Here is a 20,198-nt window from a genome sequence, read left to right on the forward strand (position 1 = left end):
CCGCCTGAGATGGAAATGGGGGAAGATGGCGCACATCCTTTTGATGGAGTCGAAGCAATGACGCATCCCGCCCCCGGATCGCACACGCCGCTACCCGCCAGTTTCATCGAGGCGCTGCGCGCCCGTTTCGGGGAGCGCTTTTCGACTGCGGCGGCCGTGCGTGCGCATCACGGGCACGACGAGTCGCACTTCCCGGACATGCTGCCGGACGCCGTGGTGTGGCCGCACACGACCGAGGAGGTCGTGGAGATCGCGCGCGCTTGCCACGCGCATCGCGTACCGGTCGTGCCCTTCGGGGTCGGAAGCTCGCTCGAGGGGCACGTGCTCGCGCTGCATGGCGGACTTAGTGTCGATTTCTCGCAGATGAACCGGGTCTTGGCCGTGCATGGCGACGACATGGATGCGGTGGTCCAGCCCGGCATCACGCGCAAGCAGCTCAACGCGGCGCTGCATGGCACGGGGTTGTTCTTCCCGGTCGACCCCGGCGCCGATGCGAGCCTCGGGGGAATGGCCTCGACGCGCGCCTCGGGGACGAATGCGGTGCGTTACGGGACGATGCGCGACAACGTGCTGGCGCTGGAGGTGGTGCTCGCGGACGGGCGCGTGATCCGCACCGGCGGTCGCGCGCGCAAGTCTTCGGCGGGCTACGACCTGACGGCGCTGATGGTCGGCTCGGAGGGCACGCTGGGACTGATCACGGAGCTCACGGTGCGCCTGCATCCGCTGCCGGAGGCGGTGTCGGCGGCGGTGTGCGCGTTTCCGGACGTCGATGACGCGGTGCGCACGGTGATCCAGACGATCCAGCTCGGGGTGCCGGTGGCGCGTATCGAGCTGCTCGACACGCTCACGGTGCAGGCGATCAACCGCTACAGTAAGACGAGCCTGCGCGAGGCGCCGATGCTGTTCTTCGAGTTCCATGGCTCCGCGGCGGGCGTCGAGGAGCAGGCGCAGACGGTGCAGGAGATCGCACGCGAGAACGGCGGCCAGGATTTCGAGTGGGCGACGCGCCCCGAGGACCGCAGCCGCCTCTGGGCGGCGCGCCACGACGTGTATTTCGCGTCGATCAATCTGCGTCCCGGTTGCCGTGGCGTCACCACCGACGTGTGCGTGCCGATTTCGCGGCTTGCCGAGTGCATCGCCGGCGCACGCGAGGACATCGCCGCGAGCGGCCTGATCGCGCCCATCGTCGGGCATGTCGGGGACGGCAACTTCCATACGGTCATCCTGGTCGATCCGGAGAGTCCGGATGAGATCGCGCGCGCGGAGGCGCTCAACCGCAAGGTCGTCGAGCGCGCACTGGCGATGGACGGAACCTGCACGGGCGAGCATGGCATCGGCTTCGGCAAGCAGGACTTCCTCGTCGCCGAGCATGGCGACGCCGCAGTCGGTGCGATGCGGGCACTGAAGCTGTCGCTGGATCCAGACAACCTGATGAATCCGGGCAAGGTCGTGCCCGCGCGCTGAACACCCCATTGCCATGCCCGGCGCGAGCGACTAGGCTGGACCGGTTCGCGGCGACCTGTCCGCGCGGTGTTCCGGAAACGCAGTTCTTGCGCAAGGAGTCGCCATGGCCGTAGCCGATCCCCGCAGCGACGCATCGACGGTGAGGAACGTCAGCCTCGAGGACAAGTACACGCAGACCTCGGGGCGCGTGTATCTGACGGGTTATCAGGCGCTGGTGCGCCTGCTGATGATCCAGAAGGAACGCGACCGGGCCGCGGGACTGGAGACCGCGGGCTTCGTGTCCGGCTACCGCGGCTCGCCGCTGGGCGGGCTGGACCAGACGCTGTGGAAGGCGAAGGCGCATCTTTCCAGCCACGACATCGTCTTCCAGCCGGGCGTGAACGAGGATCTCGCGGCCACCGCGGTGTGGGGCACGCAGCAGGTGAACCTGTCGCCGCAGGCGAAGTACGACGGCGTGTTCGCGATGTGGTATGGCAAGGGGCCCGGGGTCGATCGCAGCGGAGACGTGTTCCGCCATGCAAATGCGGCCGGCACCTCGCCGTATGGCGGCGTGCTGGTGGTGGCGGGCGACGACCACGCGGCGAAGTCCTCGACGCTCCCGCACCAGACCGACCATTTCTTCAAGGCGGTGATGATGCCGGTGCTGGCGCCCGCCGGGGTGCAGGAGTATGTCGATTTCGGCGTGCATGGCTACGCGCTGTCGCGCTATTCGGGTTGCTGGGTGGCGTTCAAGGCGCTCGCCGACACGGTGGAGACCTCGGCGTCGGTGGATGTCGATCCGCACCGCGTGGCGGTCGCGATCCCCACCGATTTCGCGCTGCCGCCCGACGGACTCAACATCCGCTGGCCGGATCCGCCGCTGGTGCAGGAGAAGCGCCTGCTGCACTACAAGCTGTACGCGGCGCTGGCGTACTGCCGCGCCAACGGGCTCAACCGCATCGTGATCGACTCGCCGGCGCCGCGGCTGGGCATCATCACCTGCGGCAAGTCGTATCTCGACGTGCGCCAGGCCTTCGACGACCTGGGCATCGACGAGGCACTGGCGGCCGAGATCGGCATCCGCCTGTACAAGGTGGGCATGGTGTGGCCCCTGGAGGCGGAGGGGGTGCGGCGCTTCGCGGAGGGACTGGACGAGATCCTCGTCATCGAGGAGAAGCGCCAGCTGCTGGAGTACCAGCTGAAGGAGGAGCTGTACAACTGGCGCGAAGACGTGCGCCCGCGGGTGGTCGGGAAGTTCGACGAGAAGGGCGAGTGGGCGATGATCCCCCAGGAAGGCGGGGGCGTCGATCACGGCGAATGGCTGCTCCCGGCCGCGGGCGAATTGACGCCGGCGATGATCGCGCGGGTGATTGCGGCGCGCGTGGGACGCTTCTTCACGTCGGCGCGGATCGAGGCGCGACTCGCCTTCCTGCAGGAGAAGGAGAAGGCGTTGTCGGAGCGCTTCTTCGCGATCGACCGGGTGCCGACCTTCTGCCCCGGCTGCCCGCACAACACGTCGACGAACGTGCCGGAGGGCAGCCGCGCAGTGGCCGGCATCGGCTGCCACTACATGGCGACGTGGATGCCGGACCGGCGCACGGGCACCTTCACGCAGATGGGGGGCGAAGGCGTGCCGTGGGTCGGGCAGGCGCCGTTCACGCACGAGCCGCACGTGTTCGCCAACCTCGGCGACGGCACTTACTTCCACTCCGGCCTGCTGGCGATCCGCCAGGCGGTCGCGGCGGGCGTGAATATCACCTACAAGATCCTGTTCAACGACGCGGTGGCGATGACCGGCGGACAGCCGCTGGACGGCGGACTTACGGTGCCGAAGATCGTGCGCCAGCTGCAGGCCGAGGGGGTGAGCAACATCGTCGTGGTGACCGACGGCACCGAACGCCATTACGGACCGTCGGACATCCCCCACGTGCCGCTGCGTCACCGCGACGAATTGGACGCCGTGCAGCGCGAGCTGCGCGCCTCTCCGGGGGTCACGGCGCTGATCTACGACCAGACCTGCGCGGCAGAGAAGCGGCGCCGGCGCAAACGTGGCACCTACCCCGATCCGGCACGTCGCGTGTTCATCAACGAGGCGGTATGCGAGGGCTGCGGCGACTGCGGGGTGCAGTCGAACTGCATGGCAGTAGTGCCCGTCGAGACCCCCTTCGGGCGCAAGCGCCAGATCGACCAGTCGGCATGCAACAAGGACTTCTCGTGCCTCAAGGGCTTCTGCCCGAGCTTCATCACGATCGAGGGCGGGCGTTTGCGCAAGGGCAGTGCGCAGGCGACGGACGACACATGGATCGCCGCGCTGCCGCAACCGGAGCTGCCGGGAACGACTGCGCCCTTCGGCATCCTCGTGACCGGCGTGGGCGGCACGGGGGTGGTGACGATCGGCGCGCTGATCGGCATGGGGGCACACATCGACGGCAAGGGGGTGACGGTGCTGGACATGACCGGGCTCGCGCAGAAGGGCGGCTCGGTGTTCAGCCACATCCGCGTCGCGGACCGACCGGAGGACTTGCACGCGGTGCGCATCGCGGCGGGCGAGGCGCAGGCGGTGATCGGCGGCGATCTCGTCGTGACGGCGAGCGTCGAGGCGCTGGCGAAGATGGCGGCCGGGCGCACGCGCGCGATCATCAACACCGCGGAGACGCCGACCTCGGAGTTCGCACGCAATCCCGACTGGAGTTTCCCGATCGAACGCATGGAGCGCGCGATCCGCGAGGCGGTCGGCGACAGCGCCGCGCAACCGGCGGCCGACTTCATCGATGCGCAGCGGATCGCCACGGCACTGATGGGCGATGCCATCGCGACGAACGCCTTCCTGCTCGGCTATGCATGGCAGAAAGGCATGGTGCCCGTCACGTGCGCCGCGCTGCTGCGGGCGATCGAGCTCAACGGGGTCGCCGTCGCGATGAACACGCAGGCCTTCGCGTGGGGGCGCCGCGCCGCGGCCGAGCCGGAAACGGTTGCGCGGGTGCTGGAGCCGGCGCAGGTCGTTCCGATCCGGACGGAGACGCTCGACGGACTGATCGCCGTGCACGAGGAGACGCTCACGGCGTATCAGGATGCGGCTTACGCGGCGCGCTACCGCGGCCTCGTCGAGCGCGTGCGGACCGCCGAGGCGCGCGCGGCCGGCGAGCGCGCACCCCTGCGCCTGACGGAGGCGGTGGCACGCGGCCTCTTCAAGCTGATGGCATACAAGGACGAGTACGAGGTCGCGCGCCTCTACGCCGATCCGACCTTCTGGGCGCGCGTCGAGACGACCTTCGAGGGGGACTATGAGGTGCGCTTCCATCTCGCCCCGCCGCTGCTCGCACGGCCGGACCCGAACACGGGCAGGCTGCGCAAGAAGGCCTACGGCCCGGGCATGCTGAAGGCCTTCCGCTGGCTGGCGCGGCTGCGGCACCTGCGCGGCACGGCGTGGGACATCTTCGGCTACAGCGCCGAGCGCCGTGCCGAGCGAGCGCTGATCGTGCAATACGAGCGCGACGTGCTCGAACTGCTCGAGACACTGTCCTTCCTGCGCCTGCCCGCTGCGGTGGAGATCGCACGGATCCCCGACGAAATCCGCGGATACGGGCATGTGAAGGCGCGCAACATGGAGCTGGCCGCGGCGAGGCGAACCGAACTGCTGGCCGCCTGGCGCGAACCCGCCGGTGCGCGACAGGTGGCCGCCTCCGAGGCGGCCTGACGGCCCGGGACCACGGGGCGGGGTATGATCGGGCTCCCGCGCCATCCCCCACCCCGCCATGCCGCCCGCGCTCAAAGCCCTGTTCGCCCAGCTTGCCGGCTGGGCCTGCGCCATCCTGCTGACTCGCGCGGGGTGGCTGCCGCCTGGCATCTGGGCCCTCGCCGGCACGCAGGCGCTATGCGCGATGGTCGCTGCGGTGGCGATGCGCAGCGCGCGCTGGTGGCTGCTCATCCATGCTGCGTTCGCGCCGCTGCTGGTCGTTGCCGGGCGGGCGGACATTGCGCCGGCGTGGTATCTGGCGGCGTTCATGCTGCTGCTCCTGGTGTTCTGGACGAGCTTCCGCACGCAGGTGCCGCTCTATCTCTCGAACCACACGACGATCGGCGCACTGGCGGCGTTGTTGCCGGCCGGACGGCCGGTGCGCGTGCTGGATCTGGGCAGTGGCACGGGTTCGCTGCTGCGCGGGCTGGCACGCCTGCGCCCCGACGGCCGCTTCGACGGCGTGGAAGCCGCACCCGCACCGTGGCTGCTGAGCCGCCTGCTCGGCCGTGCGGCGGACCGGATCTCGGTCCGGCGCGGGGATTTCTTCGCGGAGTCGTGGGCACCCTACGACCTCGTCTATGCCTTCCTGTCACCGGTTCCCATGGCGCGCGTGTGGCACAAGGCCGAGCAGGAACTCGCGCCCGGCGCGCTCGTCGTAAGCAACAGTTTTCCGATTCCCGGCCGTAGACCGGACGAGGTCGTGGAGGTCGGCGACGGGAGGGCGACGCGGCTGTACGTGTATCGCGTGACGGACAGGCGGGCGTCGAAATAGCGGGCGTATCCGGGCGCTTTTTCGCCCCTTGCACGCAAGCTCCCGAACCGATAATGCAATCGTGCGGCGTGGGGGCCGCGAGTGAGGAACACCGGCATGGCTGAAATCATCTGTGTGATCGGTAACAAGGGCGGTACGGGCAAGACCACCCTTTCGCACATGCTGTCGCAGGGGCTGGGCCTGTTGGGCCACCGCGCGGCGTGCGTGCTGACCGACACGTCGCGCGAACCGCTGAGCCCAGCGGGGCGGCGCTACATCACTGCGGACGCGCGCACGCGCGAGGCGCTCACCAAGGTCGTCGACAAGCTGCGCTCGCTCGACGGCTGGCTGGGCGTGATCGACGGCGGCGGCAACCGCACGGAGATGGACCGCAAGCTGTACGCGATGTCGGACATCGTCTTGCTGCCCTTCCGCGAGTCGCATGAGGACATTCGCACCGTCGTACGCGACCTGGAGATGTTCCCGCGCGCCTATGCGGTGCCGACGCAGTGGCCGACCAACGCGTGGCAGCGCGAGGCGGTCGATCGCAGCGTCGCGCAGCTGATGGGGGCGTACCGCCACCGCATCCTTAATCCGGTGCTCGCGCTATCGGGCACCAAGCTGCTGCTGCAGAAGCAGATTCCGGAACACCTGCCAACCGCGGTCGCGAACGCGTGCCGCGCGCTGGCGCGACAGGTGCTCGAACTCATGGACATGGAACATGCGGAAACGGCAGCGGACGACATCGACGAGCCGCAACTGAGCGGCCGGCTGTCGGCAGCCGACATGCCGATGCGCCTGCAGGCGAACCGGCGCCCCCATTGAGCGGAGATGCTGCCGGCGCGGGCCGGCAGCGCGTCAGAGCCGCGAGCCGTGGCGGGCGATGACGATCAGCGCCTGGGCGCGGCTGCTGACGTTTAGGGCGCGGAAGATCGCCGACATGTGCACCTTGACGGTGCCCTCGGACAGGCCGAGCAGGTCGGCGATTTCGCGATTGGTCTTTCCTTGGGCAAGGAGCTCGAGCACGCGAGTCTGCCCTGCGGTCAAGCCGAAGCGTTCGCTCACGGGTGCACCCGAGCGCTTGGAGGCGGCGTCCGTGGCGATGTCGGGCGCGTAAACACCGCCATCCAGAACGCAACGCACCGCTGCGCGCAGCGTGTCGCCGGAATCGGCCTTGGACACGAAGCCGGACGCCCCGCCCTTCATTGCACGCCGGATCGACGCCGGGTCGTCGAGCGCGGACACGACGATCGTGGGAACGTCGGGGAAGCGCTTCGCGAGCACCCCCAGCAGCGAGAAACCGTTGAGGTCCGGCAGCATCAGGTCGATGACGGCCAGATCCCAGTCGGCGCCGGCCTCCAGCTTGGCGAGCGCGTCCTCAGAACCCTTCGCCTCCACACACTCGACGCCGGGCTCAAGGCGTGCAAGGGTCTGCGCCATGGCTTCACGGACAAGGGCATGGTCTTCGACAATGAGAATCCGGGTCACAAGGCGCTCCGCTATGCTGCGATCACAAAGGTGTGAGGATAGCACGCGGTGCGTGCCGCAAAAGATAGGAGCATTTTCCCCCCTCGTGCGCAAAAATCGGGGAAAATTACCTTGTTATATGCCGGCAACCCCAATTTAGCGCCCGCCAAACGGACATCACTCATGGTCATGGCGGACACACGACAACCAGAACCACCCGATGAGCATACGAATTTGGCATCGAGCCAAACTTTGGCAGGCGCCTGTCGCAACATCCGCGGGCACGGGCGCAACCCGTCGTTTACGCGCACCGGCGAGTGAGGCCACGCTCGCCGGACGAGCCCGCTGAAGCGCCGATGTTGCGGTTCAGCGATCGTCTCCTGCGCGCCATGGTGCTCGCGCTTGCGATCCTTGCGGTCTGTTGCGGTCGCGCATTCGCCGGCTCGCGCGTGGTGGTGGTCACGGCCGAACGCAGCGGCGCCCACGAGGAAACCCTCGTCGCGCTGCGCACTGCGTTGGCCCAGGATCTTCCCGATGGCGACGTGGCGGTTTTCGGCCTGCGCGACCTCGAACGCACGGCCCTGGCCGATGCGCGCATCGTCGTCACCATCGGCACGCAGGCGGCAAAGGCGGTGGGGATCCGCAGCCCTTCGGCGCCGGTGCTGCACACGCTGATCCCGCGCGACGCGTTCGACCTCATCCAGTACGGACCACACGCGGGTCGGTATTCCGCGATTTTTCTCGACCAACCCGTGCACCGGCAGATCGCGCTGCTGAACATTGCCCTTCCGCACAAACCCGCGGTGGCCATGCTCGCGAGCCCCGCCTCGGACGAACTTGCGCGCCGACTGGCTGCGGTGGCGCGGGAACAGCAACTGCGGGCGACTATAGAGAAGATATCCTCTGTCGACGAGATCTACCCTGCGCTGGAACGCCTGCTCGACGAACCCGCCGTCCTGCTGGCCTTGCCCGACGCCACGCTGTTCAACAGCTACACGATCCAGAACGTGCTCCTGACGAGCTATCGCCACCGCGCACCGCTGGTGGGCTTTTCGCCCGCCTATGTCCGCGCGGGAGCGCTGCTGGCGCTGTATTCGACGCCCGCGCAGATCGCCCGCCAGGCGGCCGACGCGGTGCGTCACGTCCTTGAAGGCGGAGGCTTGCCGCCGCCGCAGGCACCGCGCGAGTTCGAGATCGCGACGAATCCCAATGTCGCACGTTCGCTGGCGATCGAACTGGACTCGCCGGAGCGCATCGCCGCCCGCCTGCGCCAGCGCGAAGGCCGCCCGGAGGTGAAGCCGTGATCGACACATGGGGCGTGCGTGCACGGGTGATGCTGGTGGCGGTGCTGCCGATGCTGGTGCTGGCCATCGTGCTGACCGCCTTCTACACGCGTTCGCGCGTCGCGGACCACGAGGAGGCCTACCATGCCCGCGGGCAGGCATTTGCGCGCCAGCTCGCGGCCGCGAGCGAGTACGCGCTGTTCTCGGGCAACCGCGAAACGCTGCACCGACTGGCGTCGGCGATGCTGGCCGAGGACGACGTGACGGGCGTACTGATCGTGGATCGCGGCGGCGAGGCGCTGGCGCGCAGCGGCTACCTGGACAAGTCGCTACCGGTGCTCTCCCAGCTGGCGCCGGCGCGACGCCTGCTCGACACGCCGCAGACGCTGCGCATCATCGAACCGGTCGTTCCGAGCACGCTCGACCTCGACGACGATCTGTCCAGTCAGGCGCCGGGAGCAGGCCCCGCAGCCGCACCACCACCGATGCTGGGCGCGGTGATCGTCGACATGTCGCGCGCGCGCCTCGACGACCGCCAACGCGAACTTCTGCTGACGGGGAGCGTCGTGATCGTGCTGGTGCTCCTGGGCAGCATGATGCTGGCGAACTACATGAGCCGGGGCGTGACCGGCCCGATCCGCCAGGTGGCGGTGACGGTGGAGCGCATCGGCAGGGGGCAGTTCTCCGCTCGCGTTCCGCTCGTGGGCGGCGGCACGCTGCGCACGCTCACCGATGGGGTGAACCAGATGGCTGCCCAGCTCGCCAGCGCTCATGACGACATGAGTCGCCAGATCACGGAGGCGACGGCCGAGCTGCGCGAGAGCAAGGACCAGGCGGAACGCGCAACGCTGTCGAAGTCGCGCTTCCTCGCCGCGGCGAGCCACGACTTGCGCCAACCGATGCACGCCCTGGGGCTCTTCATCGCGGAACTGGCGCAGCATGAGCATGCCCCCGACGTGCGGCGGCTCGTCGAGCGCATCGCCGCCTCGGCCGCGGCGATGGAGAATCTGCTCGACAGCCTGCTGGACATCTCGCGCCTGGACGCGGATGTGGTGCAGCCGAACGTGCGCGCCTTCCCCCTGCAGCCGCTGCTCGATCGCATCGCCGCCGACGAGCGCCCCGGCGCCGACGCCCGCGACCTGGAGTTGAAGGCGCGGCCCACCAATGCGTGGATCAGCAGTGACCCCGTGCTGTTCGAACGCATCCTCAGCAACCTCGTGAGCAACGCCGTGCGCTACACGCGCAAAGGTCGCGTGCTGGTGGCCTGCCGCCGGCGCGGCGACAGACTGCGCATCGAGGTGCGCGACAACGGCGTCGGCATCCCCGAGGAGTCCCACGAGGCGATCTTCCAGGAGTTCGTGCAGCTGCATAACCCCGAGCGCTCGCGCGACAAGGGGCTGGGACTCGGCCTGCCCATCGTGCGGCGTCTGACCGAGTTGCTCCACCATCGCCTGACGCTGCGCTCCAGCCCCGGCCGAGGCTCCGTGTTCGCGGTGGAAGTCCCGCTCGCCAAGCCCGAAGCGCCCCCCGCCGGGGCCGAGACCGAGCGCATGCCCGGCGACCTGGGCGGACTGCACGTAGCGCTGGTGGATGACGATCCGCTGGCACGCGGCAGCATGCAGAGCCTGCTCACGTCCTGGGGCTGCAAGGTCGTGGCGGCGGGCGACGCGGAATCGCTCGTCGACCAGCTGAACCGCGACGGGACCGTCCCGGAACTGATCATCAGCGACTTCCGCCTCGACGGCCGTTTCAACGGTATCGACGTGATCCGCAGCCTGCGCGCATGGAAGGCCGCCGACATTCCGGCGGTGCTGGTGACGGGCGACACGGGGCCGGACACGCTGCGTCAGGCACAGGAGGAAGGGCTGCCCCTGCTGCACAAGCCGGTGCGTCCGGCACGCTTGCGGGCGCTGCTCAACCGGCTGCCCGGACGCGACGACTAGGTTTGCTGCAGTCCGATCGGCGCTCGTCCCGTCCATACGCGGGAGGAGTAATATGAAGACGTATTCATCTGAGGGGAGAGGGGCATGGCGAATGACAACTCGGCGAAGGATCCGCTCGAATTCGTGCGCGGCATGTGGAACAACATGGGTTTCTCCCTGCCCGGCATGATCACGCCGACGCTGGATGTGGGCGAACTGGACAAGCGCATCGCCGACCTCAAGGCGGTCGAGAACTGGCTCAAGATGAACCTCAGCATGCTGCAGATGACCACGCAGGGCCTCGAAGTGCAGCGCGCGGCGATTGCCGCGGTGCAGGCGATGAGCCAGCAGGCGCGCGAACCGGGCGCTCAGGGACCGGGTGAGGCGCAGACCAATCCGTTCGCTTCCGCCGCGATGTGGCCGTGGGCGGCGATGGCCGGGACCCAGGCTGGCGGTGCGCCGGCGGGCGCGGCGAAGCCCGCCTCGGCCACCGCGGGAGGCGATGCGGGCCAGGGTGCGCGCAAGTCCGGCGAAAAGAAATAAACCGCCCCGGGGGCTGGCGCGCAGGCGCGGCCCCCGGACACTGCGCCGCCCGTCACAGTAGGTGCAGCCACAGGGTCAGCGAGGGAACGGCGAGGAGCGTCGTCGCCGAGATCAACCACGCGACGCCGGCACCGTCGCCCCCCATGCGCATCGCGAGAATGTAGGCGGAGCTCGCGCTCGGCAGTGCCGCGAACAGCACCAGCATGTCGAAGGCGACGCCTTCGACCCCCAGCGCACGACCGATCTGCCAGGCCACCGCGGGCAGGAACAGCAGTTTCACCGCGACGATCCATGCCGAGCCGGTCCAGCGCCCACCCACCATCTCCCAGCGCAATGCGGCACCGACCGCGAGCAGCCCCAGCGCCACCGCGGCATCGCCGAGGCGCTTGAGGAAGGACGTCAGCGGGGCGGGCAGGTCGAAGCCGGCGAGGTTGAACAGCAGGCCGGCGAGGGTCGCGAGGACCAGCGGGTTGCGCGACAGTTCGCGCAGCAGGCTTCCCTGGCCGTGGCGCGCGAGCATGCCGACCGCCATCACGTTGGCGAAAGGCACCATCGCACCGCACAGGCCGCCCATCAGTGCGATGCCCGCGGCGCCGTGCAGCTTGCCGGCGATCGCGATGCCGATGTAGGTGTTGAAGCGATAGGCGCATTGCAGGCGCGACGCGAAGCCCATTGCATCGAGCCCCATCAGGCCGCGCCCGAGCCAGCCGAGGACGAAGCCGGCGAACATCGTGCCGAGCCCCGCGAGGAACAGGGGCAGCGCGCGGCCCGGGTCGATGTCCGCGGTGGCGAGCGCGTTGAACAGCAGCGCGGGGAAGAGCACGAAGTAGACCAGCTTCTCGACGCCGCTCCAGAAGGCGTCACCGTCGACGAGGTGGCGGCGCAGCACGGCGCCGAGAAGGATCAGCGAAAAGTCGGGGAGCAGCAGGAGCAGGCTTTGCATCGGCGAAGCTTAACCTGCCCCGGACGCCGTCGCGACTGCGGTTTCTACCCCCTTGCCGACAATGCTCAGATGACGCCGGCAGCGCGCAAGCGCGCGATCTCCGCGGCGTCGAGGCCGAGCGACTCGAGCACGGCATCGCTATCCGCGCCGGCCTGCGGCGCCGGCGCAAACGGCCCGGGCTCGAAACCGGACAGGCGCACGGGCGGACCGAACTGGCGCACGCCGTCGACTTCGGTGACCATGCCCCGCGCGCGCAGTTGCGGGTTCTCGAGGCTTTCCTCTAGACGCAGGATGGGCGTCACGCAGCAGTCCACGCCGTCGAAGAGCGCCGTCCATTCGGCCTGGGTGCGGCTGCGGAAGATCGCCGCGACCTCGCCACGGGCGCGGGCGCCCTCTTCGCCCGTCGCAAGGTGCGCGGCCTTGAGGTCCGGCCGGCCAAGGGTGTCGCACACGAGGTGCCAGAACTTCTCCTCCAGCGATCCGACCGCCATGTGGCGTCCGTCCGCGGTTTCATACACGCCGTAGCACGGCACGCCGCCGGTAAGGAGATCCTCGCCGCGCGGCTGCACGGTGCCGTGCGCGAGCACTTCGGCGAGCGGGAAGATCGCGTGCGCCAGCGCTGCGTCGGTCATGGCGACGTCGACATGCCGCCCCTGCCCGCTGGCGCGTGCGTCGAGCACCGCGACGAGCAGGCCGAACAGCGCGGACATCGTGCCGCCGAGGAGGTCGCCGATCTGCAGGTTGGAAAGCGCCGGCGCGCCGCCCGCGGTGCCGATCTGGTCGAGCACGCCGGCGTAGCCGATGTAGTTGATGTCGTGCCCGGCGCGCAGCGCGTAGGGGCCGGTCTGGCCGTAGCCGGAGATGCTGCACACGACGATCTTCGGCTTGCGCTCGGCGAGCGCGTCGTAGCCGAGGCCCAGCTTGTCCATCACGCCCGGGCGGAAGCCCTCGACGACGACGTCCGCGGTATCGACGAGGCGCAGGAACAGCTCGCGGCCTTCGGCCCGCTTGAGGTCGAGGCGCACGCTCTTCTTGCCGCGGTTGCACACCTGGTAGAAAAAACTGGTGTCGCCGTTCATCGCGCCCATGGTGCGCGCATAGTCGCCAGCGCCTGTATCCTCGACCTTGATGACCTCGGCGCCGTAGTCGGCGAGGTGCTGGGTCGCGAGCGGGCCGGGCAGCAGGCGCGTGAGGTCGAGGACGCGCAGGTTCGCGAGGGGCTTCTGTCTCATGCTGTCGGTAGCGGTTCGGGAAAGCCTGGCATTTTACCGCCGTGCCACGGCGGACGCCGTAGTGACGGGATACGCCTCCGGCTCCTCCCGCCCTGCGGGAGGTGGCAGGGACGCTTACTCGTACTTGCGCACGTCGTCGATGACCTTGCCGTCGTTGGCGAGGCTGCCGGGCGCGCAGAAGCTCACGTCGCCGCGCAGCTTCGTGAGCTCGCGGATGCTCGCGGCGATCGCGTCGGCGAGCGCCTCGCCGGGCTGTATCGCCTCGCAGTGCAGGGTCATGCGGTCGTTGAGGTCCGGGTTATCGACGACGAGGCGCGCGCGCACGATCTCGGGGTGGCGCTTCGCGACCGCCGCGATCTGGCCGGGATGCACGAACATGCCCTTGACCTTGGTGGTCTGGTCGGCGCGCCCCATCCAGCCCCTGATGCGCACGTTGGTGCGCCCGCAGGGCGAGGCGCCGGGCATCACCGCCGAGAGGTCGCCGGTGCCGAAGCGGATCAGCGGGTAGTCCGGATTGAAGGTCGTGACGACGACCTCGCCGACCTCGCCGGGCGCCACCGGGTCGCCGGTGCCGGGGCGCACGATCTCGAGGATGACGTCCTCGTCGAGCACCATGCCCTCGCGGGCGGGCGTCTCGTAGGCAATGAGGCCGATGTCGGCGGTCGCGTAGGCCTGGCAGGCGGCGATGCCGCGCGCCGCAAACGCATCGCGCAAGGCCGGCGGGAAGGCTTCGCCGGAGACGAAGGCCTTGGTGAAGCTGTGCGCGACGCCCAACTCCTCGGCCTTGTCGAGGATGATGCGCAGGAAAGACGGCGTGCCGACATAGGCGTTGGGCTTCAGGTCGGCGACCGCGGCGACCTGCTGCTCGGTCTGGCCCACGCCGGCGGGGAAGACGGTGCAGCCCAGCGCGTGCGCGGCGGTCTCCATCATCGAACCCGCCGGGGTGAAGTGGTAGGAGAAGGTGTTGTGCACGAGATCGCCCGCGCGGAAGCCGGCGGCGTGGAAGGCGCGGGCGAGGCGGTAGTAGTCGGGGCGAGCGCTCTCGGGCTCGTACAGCGGGCCGGGCGACGCGAACACGCGGCGGCAATCGGCGCCCCAGCGCGTCGCGGCAAAGCCGCCGAAGGGGCGCGCGGCCTTCTGGCGTTCGAGCAGCTCCGACTTGCGCGTGACCGGCAGGCGGGCGAGCGCTTCGCGGCTCGTGATCGTGGCCGGATCGACGCCTTCCAGCAGCCCCGCAAAGGCCGGCGCGTTCGCCTTCGCATGGGCGATCTGGGCCGGCAGGCGGGCCATCAACTCCCGCTCGCGCTCGGCGGGGTCACGGGTTTCTCTGGCGTCGTAGTAGTTCATCTCAAGATTCCTGCACACGCCGGACGACTATTGCGCCGGCAGCCAAATACCGATGGGTTTGCCGTCAAAGCCCCGCTGAACCCGGCCCTTCGACGGGCTCAGGGCGAACGGACGCATCCGACTCCCGCCTTGCGAATTTCGTCCGCACGAAGCGCCGTCCGCTCCCGAAGCCCGACGACGGGCAAGCGTGGCGCGAGGGTGCGCCCAGTGCTGCTGCACACGAGCGCCCGAGCAACGCGACATCGCGCCGCGATCTCCCGCCGTCACGAGAGCCAGCGCTTGCGGCGGCGGTAATGCTTCACGTCGCGGAAGCTCTTCCTCCCCTCGCCCGCCAGGCCGAGGTAAAACTCCTTGACGTCCTCGTTGGTGGCGAGCTCTTTCGCATCGCCTTCCATGACGATGCGGCCGTTCTCCATGATGTAGCCGAAGTCCGCGTAGCGCAGCGCGACCATGGTGTTCTGCTCGGCCAGCAGGAAGCTCACCTGTTCCTTGGTGTTGAGGTCCTTCACGATCTCGAAGATCTCCTCGACGATCTGTGGCGCAAGGCCCATCGACGGCTCGTCGAGGAGGATCATCTCGGGTTTGGCCATCAGCGCGCGGCCGATCGCGCACATCTGCTGCTCGCCGCCCGAGGTGTAGCCGGCCTGCGAGCTGCGCCGCTGCTTTAGGCGCGGGAAGTAGTGGTAGACCTTCTCGAGGTTGTCCTTCAGCTCGGCGCGCGAGATCGAGCGCGTGTAGGCGCCGGTCAGCAGGTTCTCCTCGATGCTCAGGTGCCCGAAGCAGTGGCGGCCTTCCATCACCTGGATCACGCCGCGCTTGACGAGATCGTTGGGGGTCATCTGGTCGATGCGCGCGCCCTTGAACTCGATGCTGCCTTTCGTGACGTCGCCGCGCTCGGCGCGCAGCAGGTTGGAGATCGACTTGAGCGTCGTCGATTTGCCGGCGCCGTTGGCGCCGAGCAGGGCGACGATCTTGCCCTTGGGCACTTGGAGCGACACGCCCTTGAGCACGAGGATCACGTGGTCGTAGATGACCTCGACGTTGTTGATGCTGAGGTAGGGGGCCGCGGCGCTCGCGGCAGTGTGAGTGGCTGTATTCATCGTGCGTCTTCGCCTTCCTGTCTCCGTCGGGATTCCCCGGCAAGCCTGGCGGGGCCGCGCGGCGCGCGGCCCCGGTCGCGGCTTACATCTCCTTCGAGCAGTCACGCGGGGTGATGCCCTTCTCCTTCGCGTAGGCCGCGGCAGACTCCTCGATCATCGGGCGCACCACCGTCTGGTCGCCGCTGATCCAGTCGCTGACGACGGTCCACTTGGCGCCGTCCCACTGCTGGAACTTCACCTTGCCGGCGCCTTCGTGGTCGGCGCAGGTGATCTTCAGGTCGGGCATGAAGCCGGCGGCGCCCAGCGCGGCGAGGCGCTTGTCGTCGATGTCGAGGTTCTCGAAGCCCCAGCGCACCTGCTCGCCGGTCAGCGCCTTGCCCTTGCCGTACTTCTCCTGCGCCTTGCGGATCGCCTCGACGGTGATGATCCCGTGCACCACGCCGCGGTTGTAGAGCACGGAACCGACGCGGCCCTTGTCTTCCATGTTGCCCTTGCTCTTGCCGTAGACGTGCTTCTGGATGTCCTGGACGACGGGGTAGTTGGCACCTGCGACGTTGAAGCCGGCAGCGGTGTAACCCTTGGCGGCGTCGCCGGCCGGTACGGTGTCCTCCTCGGAGCCGGACCACCACACGCCGATGACCTTCTCGCGCGGATAACCGGTCTTCTGCGCGGTGCGCAGCGCGGTGGCGTTCATGACGCCCCAGCCCCACAGGATCACGTAGTCGGGCTTGGCCTGGCGGATCTGCAGCCACTGCGCCTGCTGTTCGTTGCCCGGGCTGGCGACGGCGATCTTCTCCACCGTGAAGCCGTGCTTGGACGCGAGCTTGTCGAGGATGGCGTGCGATTCCTTGCCGTAGGCCGAATCGTGGTACAGCAGGCCGATCTTCTTGCCCTTCAGCTTATCGACGCCGCCTTCCTTCGAGCCGATGTAGTTGATGATCGCCGAGGCCTGCGTCCAGTAGGTCGAGATCATCGGGAAGACCCACGGGAAGACCCGTCCGTCGGCCGCGTCGGTGCGGCCGTAGCCGATCGTCACCATCGGAATCTTGTCCTGCGCGACCTTCTCCAGCACCGAGTAGGTGATGCCGGTCGACAGCGGCTGGAACACGGTGTTGCCGGTCGCGCCCTTGCCCTTCAGGCGCTCGTAGCATTCCACGCCGCGCGCGTTGTTGTATTCGGTCTCGCACTCTTCCCAGCTCAGCTTTACGCCGTTAATGCCGCCGTCGCGCTCGTTGATCATCGCCATGTAGTCGATCCAGCCGCCGTACAGCGATGCGCCGTTGGAGCCGAAGGGGCCGACGCGGTAGCTCGGCAGGCCGATGAACTGCTCGGAGGCCGCGGCGGCGTAGCCGCTGGTCAGAAGGCCGGCGACGGCGGCGGCGACGAGTGCGGTTTTCTTCAGTTTCATGGTGTCTCCTCTCTTGTATGTGTTGATGCAGCTACCACTTTGACGCGTGCCGGCCTCCCCCGCCGGCAACGGATGTTCCAGGGCTGTCAGTGCGGGAAGGGCCACAGGCGCAGCTTTTCCTTGCCGATCTGCCACAGGCGCGCGAGCCCGTGCGGTTCGACGATGAGGAAGAAGATGATGAGTCCGCCGAAGATGATCAGTTCGAGGTTCGACGCGAGGCCCGCCGGCATCGTCCCGGCGAACAGCGCGTGCATGGCGACGTTCAGGAAGATCGGCAGCAGCACGATGAAGGCCGCGCCGAGGAAGGACCCCATGATCGACGCAACCCCGCCGATGATGATCATGAACAGGATGCGGAACGAGAGGTCCAGGCTGAAGCCTTCCGGCTCGACCGTGCCGAGGTAGGTGTAGGCGTAGAGCGCGCCCGCGACGCCGCAGTAGAAGGACGACACCGCGAAGGCGGAGAGCTTGGCGCGCATCGGCCGGATGCCGATGACCTCGGCAGCGACGTCCATGTCGCGCACCGCCATCCACGAGCGCCCGGTCGTCGTGCGCACGAGGTTCTTCGCGAGCAGCGCGAACACGGCGACGACGGCCAGCGTCAGCAGGTACTTGGACACCGGCGTGTCGAACGCGAAGCCGAGGATCTCGACCTTCTGCGCGCTGATCACGCCGGAGGTCGAGTTGTTCGAGAACCACGGGAACTTCACCAGCGCCCACACGATGAAGAACTGCGCCGCGAGCGTCGCCACCGCGAGATAGAAGCCCTTGATGCGCAGGCTGGGCAGCCCGAACGCGATCCCCACCAGGGCCGCGCACAGGCCGCCGAGGATCAGCGCGGCGATGAAGGGCATGCCGTCGATGCGCAGCATGAAGTTGTACGCGCCGAAGGCCCCGACCGCCATGAAGGCGGCCGAGCCGAGCGAGAGCTGGCCGGCGTAGCCGGTGAGGATGTTGAGTCCGATCGCGGCCAGCGAGAAGATCAGCACAGGGATCAGGATCGCTTGCAGCCAATATTCGCTCGCGATCATGGGCACGACGAGGGAGAAGAAGGCGAGGATGGCGATGAACCCGATCTTGTCCTGGCGGATCGGGAAGATCTGCTGATCCTCGATGTAACTGGCCTTGAACTGGCCGGCTTCCCGGTAAAGCATGCGTTGTCTCCAATCTTGTTGGTCGTCCCCTGCCCGCCTCGGGCGGGAGCGGGGGCGTCAGGCCAATGCGGGGCGGCTCAGACCCGGTCGATGTGGCGTTCGCCGAACAGGCCCTCGGGGCGGACGAGCAGGAAGGCCAGCGCCAGCATGTAGGGGAACCAACCCTCGATGCCGCCGCCGACGAAGGGGCCGATATAGACCTCCGCGAGTTTCTCGGAGGCGCCGATGATCAGGCCGCCGACGATCGCGCCGGGCACCGAAGTGAAGCCGCCCAGGATCAGCACCGGCAGGGCCTTCAGCGCCGTGAAGGTGAGCGCGAACTGCACGCCGCTACGGGCGCCCCAGATCAGGCCCGCGACCAGCGCGACGAAGCCCGCGACCGCCCACACGATGGCCCAGATCTGCTGCAACGGGATGCCGATCGACAGCGCGGCCTGGTGGTCGTCGGCGACCGCACGCAGCGCGCGGCCGACCTTGGTGTATTGGAAGAACAGCGCCAGCGAGGCGACCAGCACGCCGGCCAGGGCTGCCGCGAACAGGTCGAACTTCGACACCAGCATGTTCGCGCTGTCCATGATCCATTCGACCGGCTCGTCGGCGATGCCCAGCGACAGGCCGCGCACGTTGGCGCCCCAGATGCCCTGCGCGATGCCCTCGACGAGGAAGGTCAGGCCGATCGTGGCCATGAAGAGCGTGATGTGCGGCTGGTTCACCAGCGGGCGCAGCACGATCTTCTCGGTCAGGATGCCGAGCACGATCATCGCGCCCAGCGCCAGCACGAAGGCCATCCAGAACACCAGCGCGCCTTCCGGGTCGAGCCCGGTGAGGCCCGGCAGCAGCTCGCGGAAGCCGACGAAGGTCAGCGCGGCGAAGAACACCATCGCCCCCTGCGCGAAGTTGAACACGCCCGAGGCCTTGTAGATCAGCACGAAGCCCAGTGCCACCAGGGCGTACAGCACCCCCGACAGCAGGCCACCGATCAGCACTTCGAAAAAGAACTGCATCCTTGTCTCCCGATTCCTTTCTGGTGTGCGCTCAGTGCGACGTGCCGAGGTAGGCGGCGATCACTTCGGGGTTGTTCTTCACCTCGTCGGGTGCCCCGTCGCCGATCTTCTTGCCGTAGTCGAGCACCACGACGCGGTCGGAGATGTCCATCACGACCCCCATGTCATGCTCGATGAGCACGATCGTCGTGCCGAACTGGTCGTTCACGTCGAGAATGAAGCGGCACATGTCCTGCTTTTCCTCGACGTTCATGCCCGCCATCGGCTCGTCGAGGAGCAGCAGGCTGGGTTCGGCGGCGAGCGCGCGCCCGAGTTCGACGCGCTTCTGCAGGCCGTAGGGCAGCCGTCCGACCGGGGTCTTGCGGATGCTCTGGATCTCGAGGAAATCGATCACTTCCTCGACCTTCTTGCGATGCTCGATCTCCTCCTTCTGCGCGGGGCCCCAGAACATCGCGTGCGCCAGCAGCCCGCACTTCATCTTCAGGTTGCGCCCGGTCATGATGTTGTCGAGCACGCTCATGCCCTTGAACAGCGCGATGTTCTGGAAGGTGCGCGCGATGCCCTGCGCGGCCGCGACGTGCGGCTCCATCTTGCGGCGCTCCTCGCCGCGGAACAGGATGCGGCCTTCCTGCGGGTGATAGACGCCATTGATCACGTTCAGCATCGAGCTCTTGCCGGCGCCGTTGGGACCGATGATCGAGCGGATCTCGTGCTCGCGCACATCGAAGCTGATGTTGGTCAGCGCCTTCACGCCGCCGAAGGACAGCGAGATGTTCTGCAGGTCGAGCACCACGTCGCCGATGCGCCGGGTCTGTTCCTGCACCGCTTCCTGCGGCATGTCGTTCATCATCATCGCCTCCCC

Annotated in this window: 16 protein-coding genes; 7 read left to right on the plus strand and 9 right to left on the minus strand. The window is 68.2% G+C overall.

Annotated features, from left to right (window positions below):
• The first annotated feature begins 57 nt into the window (after positions 1–57).
• From U5817_RS22460 to U5817_RS22475, 4 genes are all read left to right on the plus strand, one after another.
• Positions 58–1,464, plus strand: coding sequence for an FAD-binding oxidoreductase (locus U5817_RS22460; RefSeq protein ID WP_407278866.1), 1,407 nt, complete (start codon positions 58–60; stop codon positions 1,462–1,464).
• A gap of 103 nt (positions 1,465–1,567) precedes the next feature.
• Complete coding sequence (locus tag U5817_RS22465) at positions 1,568–5,140, plus strand: indolepyruvate ferredoxin oxidoreductase family protein (RefSeq protein ID WP_407278867.1); 3,573 nt, start codon at positions 1,568–1,570, stop codon at positions 5,138–5,140.
• A gap of 58 nt (positions 5,141–5,198) precedes the next feature.
• Positions 5,199–5,954, plus strand: coding sequence for a class I SAM-dependent methyltransferase (locus U5817_RS22470; RefSeq protein ID WP_407278868.1), 756 nt, complete (start codon positions 5,199–5,201; stop codon positions 5,952–5,954).
• A 96-nt stretch (positions 5,955–6,050) separates the two neighbouring features.
• Entirely contained in the window at positions 6,051–6,758 is a 708-nt protein-coding gene (locus U5817_RS22475; RefSeq protein ID WP_169127254.1) for a hypothetical protein, read from the plus strand.
• A gap of 33 nt (positions 6,759–6,791) precedes the next feature.
• On the opposite strand, the gene U5817_RS22480 is transcribed toward U5817_RS22475, so the two are convergent.
• Positions 6,792–7,421, minus strand: coding sequence for a response regulator transcription factor (locus U5817_RS22480; RefSeq protein ID WP_169127256.1), 630 nt, complete (start codon positions 7,419–7,421; stop codon positions 6,792–6,794).
• A 335-nt stretch (positions 7,422–7,756) separates the two neighbouring features.
• Here U5817_RS22480 and U5817_RS22485 point away from each other — a divergent pair, with 335 nt between their 5' ends.
• The 3 genes from U5817_RS22485 (at position 7,757) to U5817_RS22495 (ending at position 11,148) form a co-directional block, all read left to right on the plus strand.
• Positions 7,757–8,704, plus strand: a complete 948-nt coding sequence (locus tag U5817_RS22485) for an ABC transporter substrate-binding protein (protein WP_407278869.1) — start codon at positions 7,757–7,759, stop codon at positions 8,702–8,704.
• Entirely contained in the window at positions 8,701–10,626 is a 1,926-nt protein-coding gene (locus tag U5817_RS22490) for a response regulator (protein WP_169127260.1), read from the plus strand. The genes U5817_RS22485 and U5817_RS22490 overlap by 4 nt, the downstream gene beginning before the upstream one ends.
• Before the next feature lie 84 nt (positions 10,627–10,710).
• Entirely contained in the window at positions 10,711–11,148 is a 438-nt protein-coding gene (locus tag U5817_RS22495; protein ID WP_407278870.1) for a PhaM family polyhydroxyalkanoate granule multifunctional regulatory protein, read from the plus strand.
• 52 nt (positions 11,149–11,200) lie between these two features.
• Here the strand turns inward: U5817_RS22495 and U5817_RS22500 are convergent, their stop codons facing one another.
• The 8 genes from U5817_RS22500 to U5817_RS22535 form a co-directional block, all read right to left on the minus strand.
• Positions 11,201–12,091: an AEC family transporter gene (locus U5817_RS22500; RefSeq protein ID WP_169127264.1), complete on the minus strand. Its 891-nt coding sequence runs from the start codon at positions 12,089–12,091 to the stop codon at positions 11,201–11,203.
• 65 nt (positions 12,092–12,156) lie between these two features.
• Positions 12,157–13,323: a CaiB/BaiF CoA transferase family protein gene (locus U5817_RS22505; protein ID WP_407278871.1), complete on the minus strand. Its 1,167-nt coding sequence runs from the start codon at positions 13,321–13,323 to the stop codon at positions 12,157–12,159.
• Positions 13,324–13,437: 114 nt separating this feature from the next.
• On the minus strand, positions 13,438–14,670 hold the full coding sequence (locus U5817_RS22510) for a phenylacetate--CoA ligase family protein (protein WP_407278872.1): 1,233 nt from the start codon (positions 14,668–14,670) through the stop codon (positions 13,438–13,440).
• A 263-nt stretch (positions 14,671–14,933) separates the two neighbouring features.
• Complete coding sequence (locus tag U5817_RS22515; RefSeq protein WP_169127270.1) at positions 14,934–15,770, minus strand: ABC transporter ATP-binding protein; 837 nt, start codon at positions 15,768–15,770, stop codon at positions 14,934–14,936.
• 82 nt (positions 15,771–15,852) lie between these two features.
• Positions 15,853–17,178 carry an ABC transporter substrate-binding protein gene (locus tag U5817_RS22520; protein ID WP_169127272.1) on the minus strand — a complete coding sequence of 442 codons (1,326 nt, stop codon included), beginning with the start codon at positions 17,176–17,178 and terminating at the stop codon, positions 15,853–15,855.
• An 86-nt stretch (positions 17,179–17,264) separates the two neighbouring features.
• Positions 17,265–18,332 (minus strand): branched-chain amino acid ABC transporter permease, encoded by a 1,068-nt coding sequence (locus U5817_RS22525; RefSeq protein WP_169127274.1) that lies wholly within the window; start codon positions 18,330–18,332, stop codon positions 17,265–17,267.
• Between the two features lie 77 nt (positions 18,333–18,409).
• Positions 18,410–19,336, minus strand: coding sequence for a branched-chain amino acid ABC transporter permease (locus tag U5817_RS22530; RefSeq protein ID WP_407278873.1), 927 nt, complete (start codon positions 19,334–19,336; stop codon positions 18,410–18,412).
• Between the two features lie 31 nt (positions 19,337–19,367).
• On the minus strand, positions 19,368–20,189 hold the full coding sequence (locus U5817_RS22535; protein WP_169127278.1) for an ABC transporter ATP-binding protein: 822 nt from the start codon (positions 20,187–20,189) through the stop codon (positions 19,368–19,370).
• Between the last annotated feature and the right edge of the window lie 9 nt (positions 20,190–20,198).

It is taken from the genome of Aromatoleum evansii, assembly GCF_045689615.1.
In the GTDB taxonomy this organism is placed as follows: Bacteria; Pseudomonadota; Gammaproteobacteria; order Burkholderiales; family Rhodocyclaceae; genus Aromatoleum; species Aromatoleum evansii.

What these genes read in the sequence shown, in the direction of transcription:
- U5817_RS22510 (WP_407278872.1), bottom strand. Translation starts at nt 14,670, where the DNA reads ATGAACTACTACGACGCCAGAGAAACCCGTGACCCCGCCGAGCGCGAG.
- U5817_RS22495 (WP_407278870.1), top strand. Translation starts at nt 10,711, where the DNA reads ATGGCGAATGACAACTCGGCGAAGGATCCGCTCGAATTCGTGCGCGGC.
- U5817_RS22535 (WP_169127278.1), bottom strand. Translation starts at nt 20,189, where the DNA reads ATGATGATGAACGACATGCCGCAGGAAGCGGTGCAGGAACAGACCCGG.
- U5817_RS22505 (WP_407278871.1), bottom strand. Translation starts at nt 13,323, where the DNA reads ATGAGACAGAAGCCCCTCGCGAACCTGCGCGTCCTCGACCTCACGCGC.
- U5817_RS22485 (WP_407278869.1), top strand. Translation starts at nt 7,757, where the DNA reads ATGTTGCGGTTCAGCGATCGTCTCCTGCGCGCCATGGTGCTCGCGCTT.
- U5817_RS22530 (WP_407278873.1), bottom strand. Translation starts at nt 19,336, where the DNA reads ATGCAGTTCTTTTTCGAAGTGCTGATCGGTGGCCTGCTGTCGGGGGTG.
- U5817_RS22525 (WP_169127274.1), bottom strand. Translation starts at nt 18,332, where the DNA reads ATGCTTTACCGGGAAGCCGGCCAGTTCAAGGCCAGTTACATCGAGGAT.
- U5817_RS22475 (WP_169127254.1), top strand. Translation starts at nt 6,051, where the DNA reads ATGGCTGAAATCATCTGTGTGATCGGTAACAAGGGCGGTACGGGCAAG.
- U5817_RS22465 (WP_407278867.1), top strand. Translation starts at nt 1,568, where the DNA reads ATGGCCGTAGCCGATCCCCGCAGCGACGCATCGACGGTGAGGAACGTC.
- U5817_RS22470 (WP_407278868.1), top strand. Translation starts at nt 5,199, where the DNA reads ATGCCGCCCGCGCTCAAAGCCCTGTTCGCCCAGCTTGCCGGCTGGGCC.
- U5817_RS22460 (WP_407278866.1), top strand. Translation starts at nt 58, where the DNA reads ATGACGCATCCCGCCCCCGGATCGCACACGCCGCTACCCGCCAGTTTC.
- U5817_RS22515 (WP_169127270.1), bottom strand. Translation starts at nt 15,770, where the DNA reads ATGAATACAGCCACTCACACTGCCGCGAGCGCCGCGGCCCCCTACCTC.
- U5817_RS22520 (WP_169127272.1), bottom strand. Translation starts at nt 17,178, where the DNA reads ATGAAACTGAAGAAAACCGCACTCGTCGCCGCCGCCGTCGCCGGCCTT.
- U5817_RS22500 (WP_169127264.1), bottom strand. Translation starts at nt 12,091, where the DNA reads ATGCAAAGCCTGCTCCTGCTGCTCCCCGACTTTTCGCTGATCCTTCTC.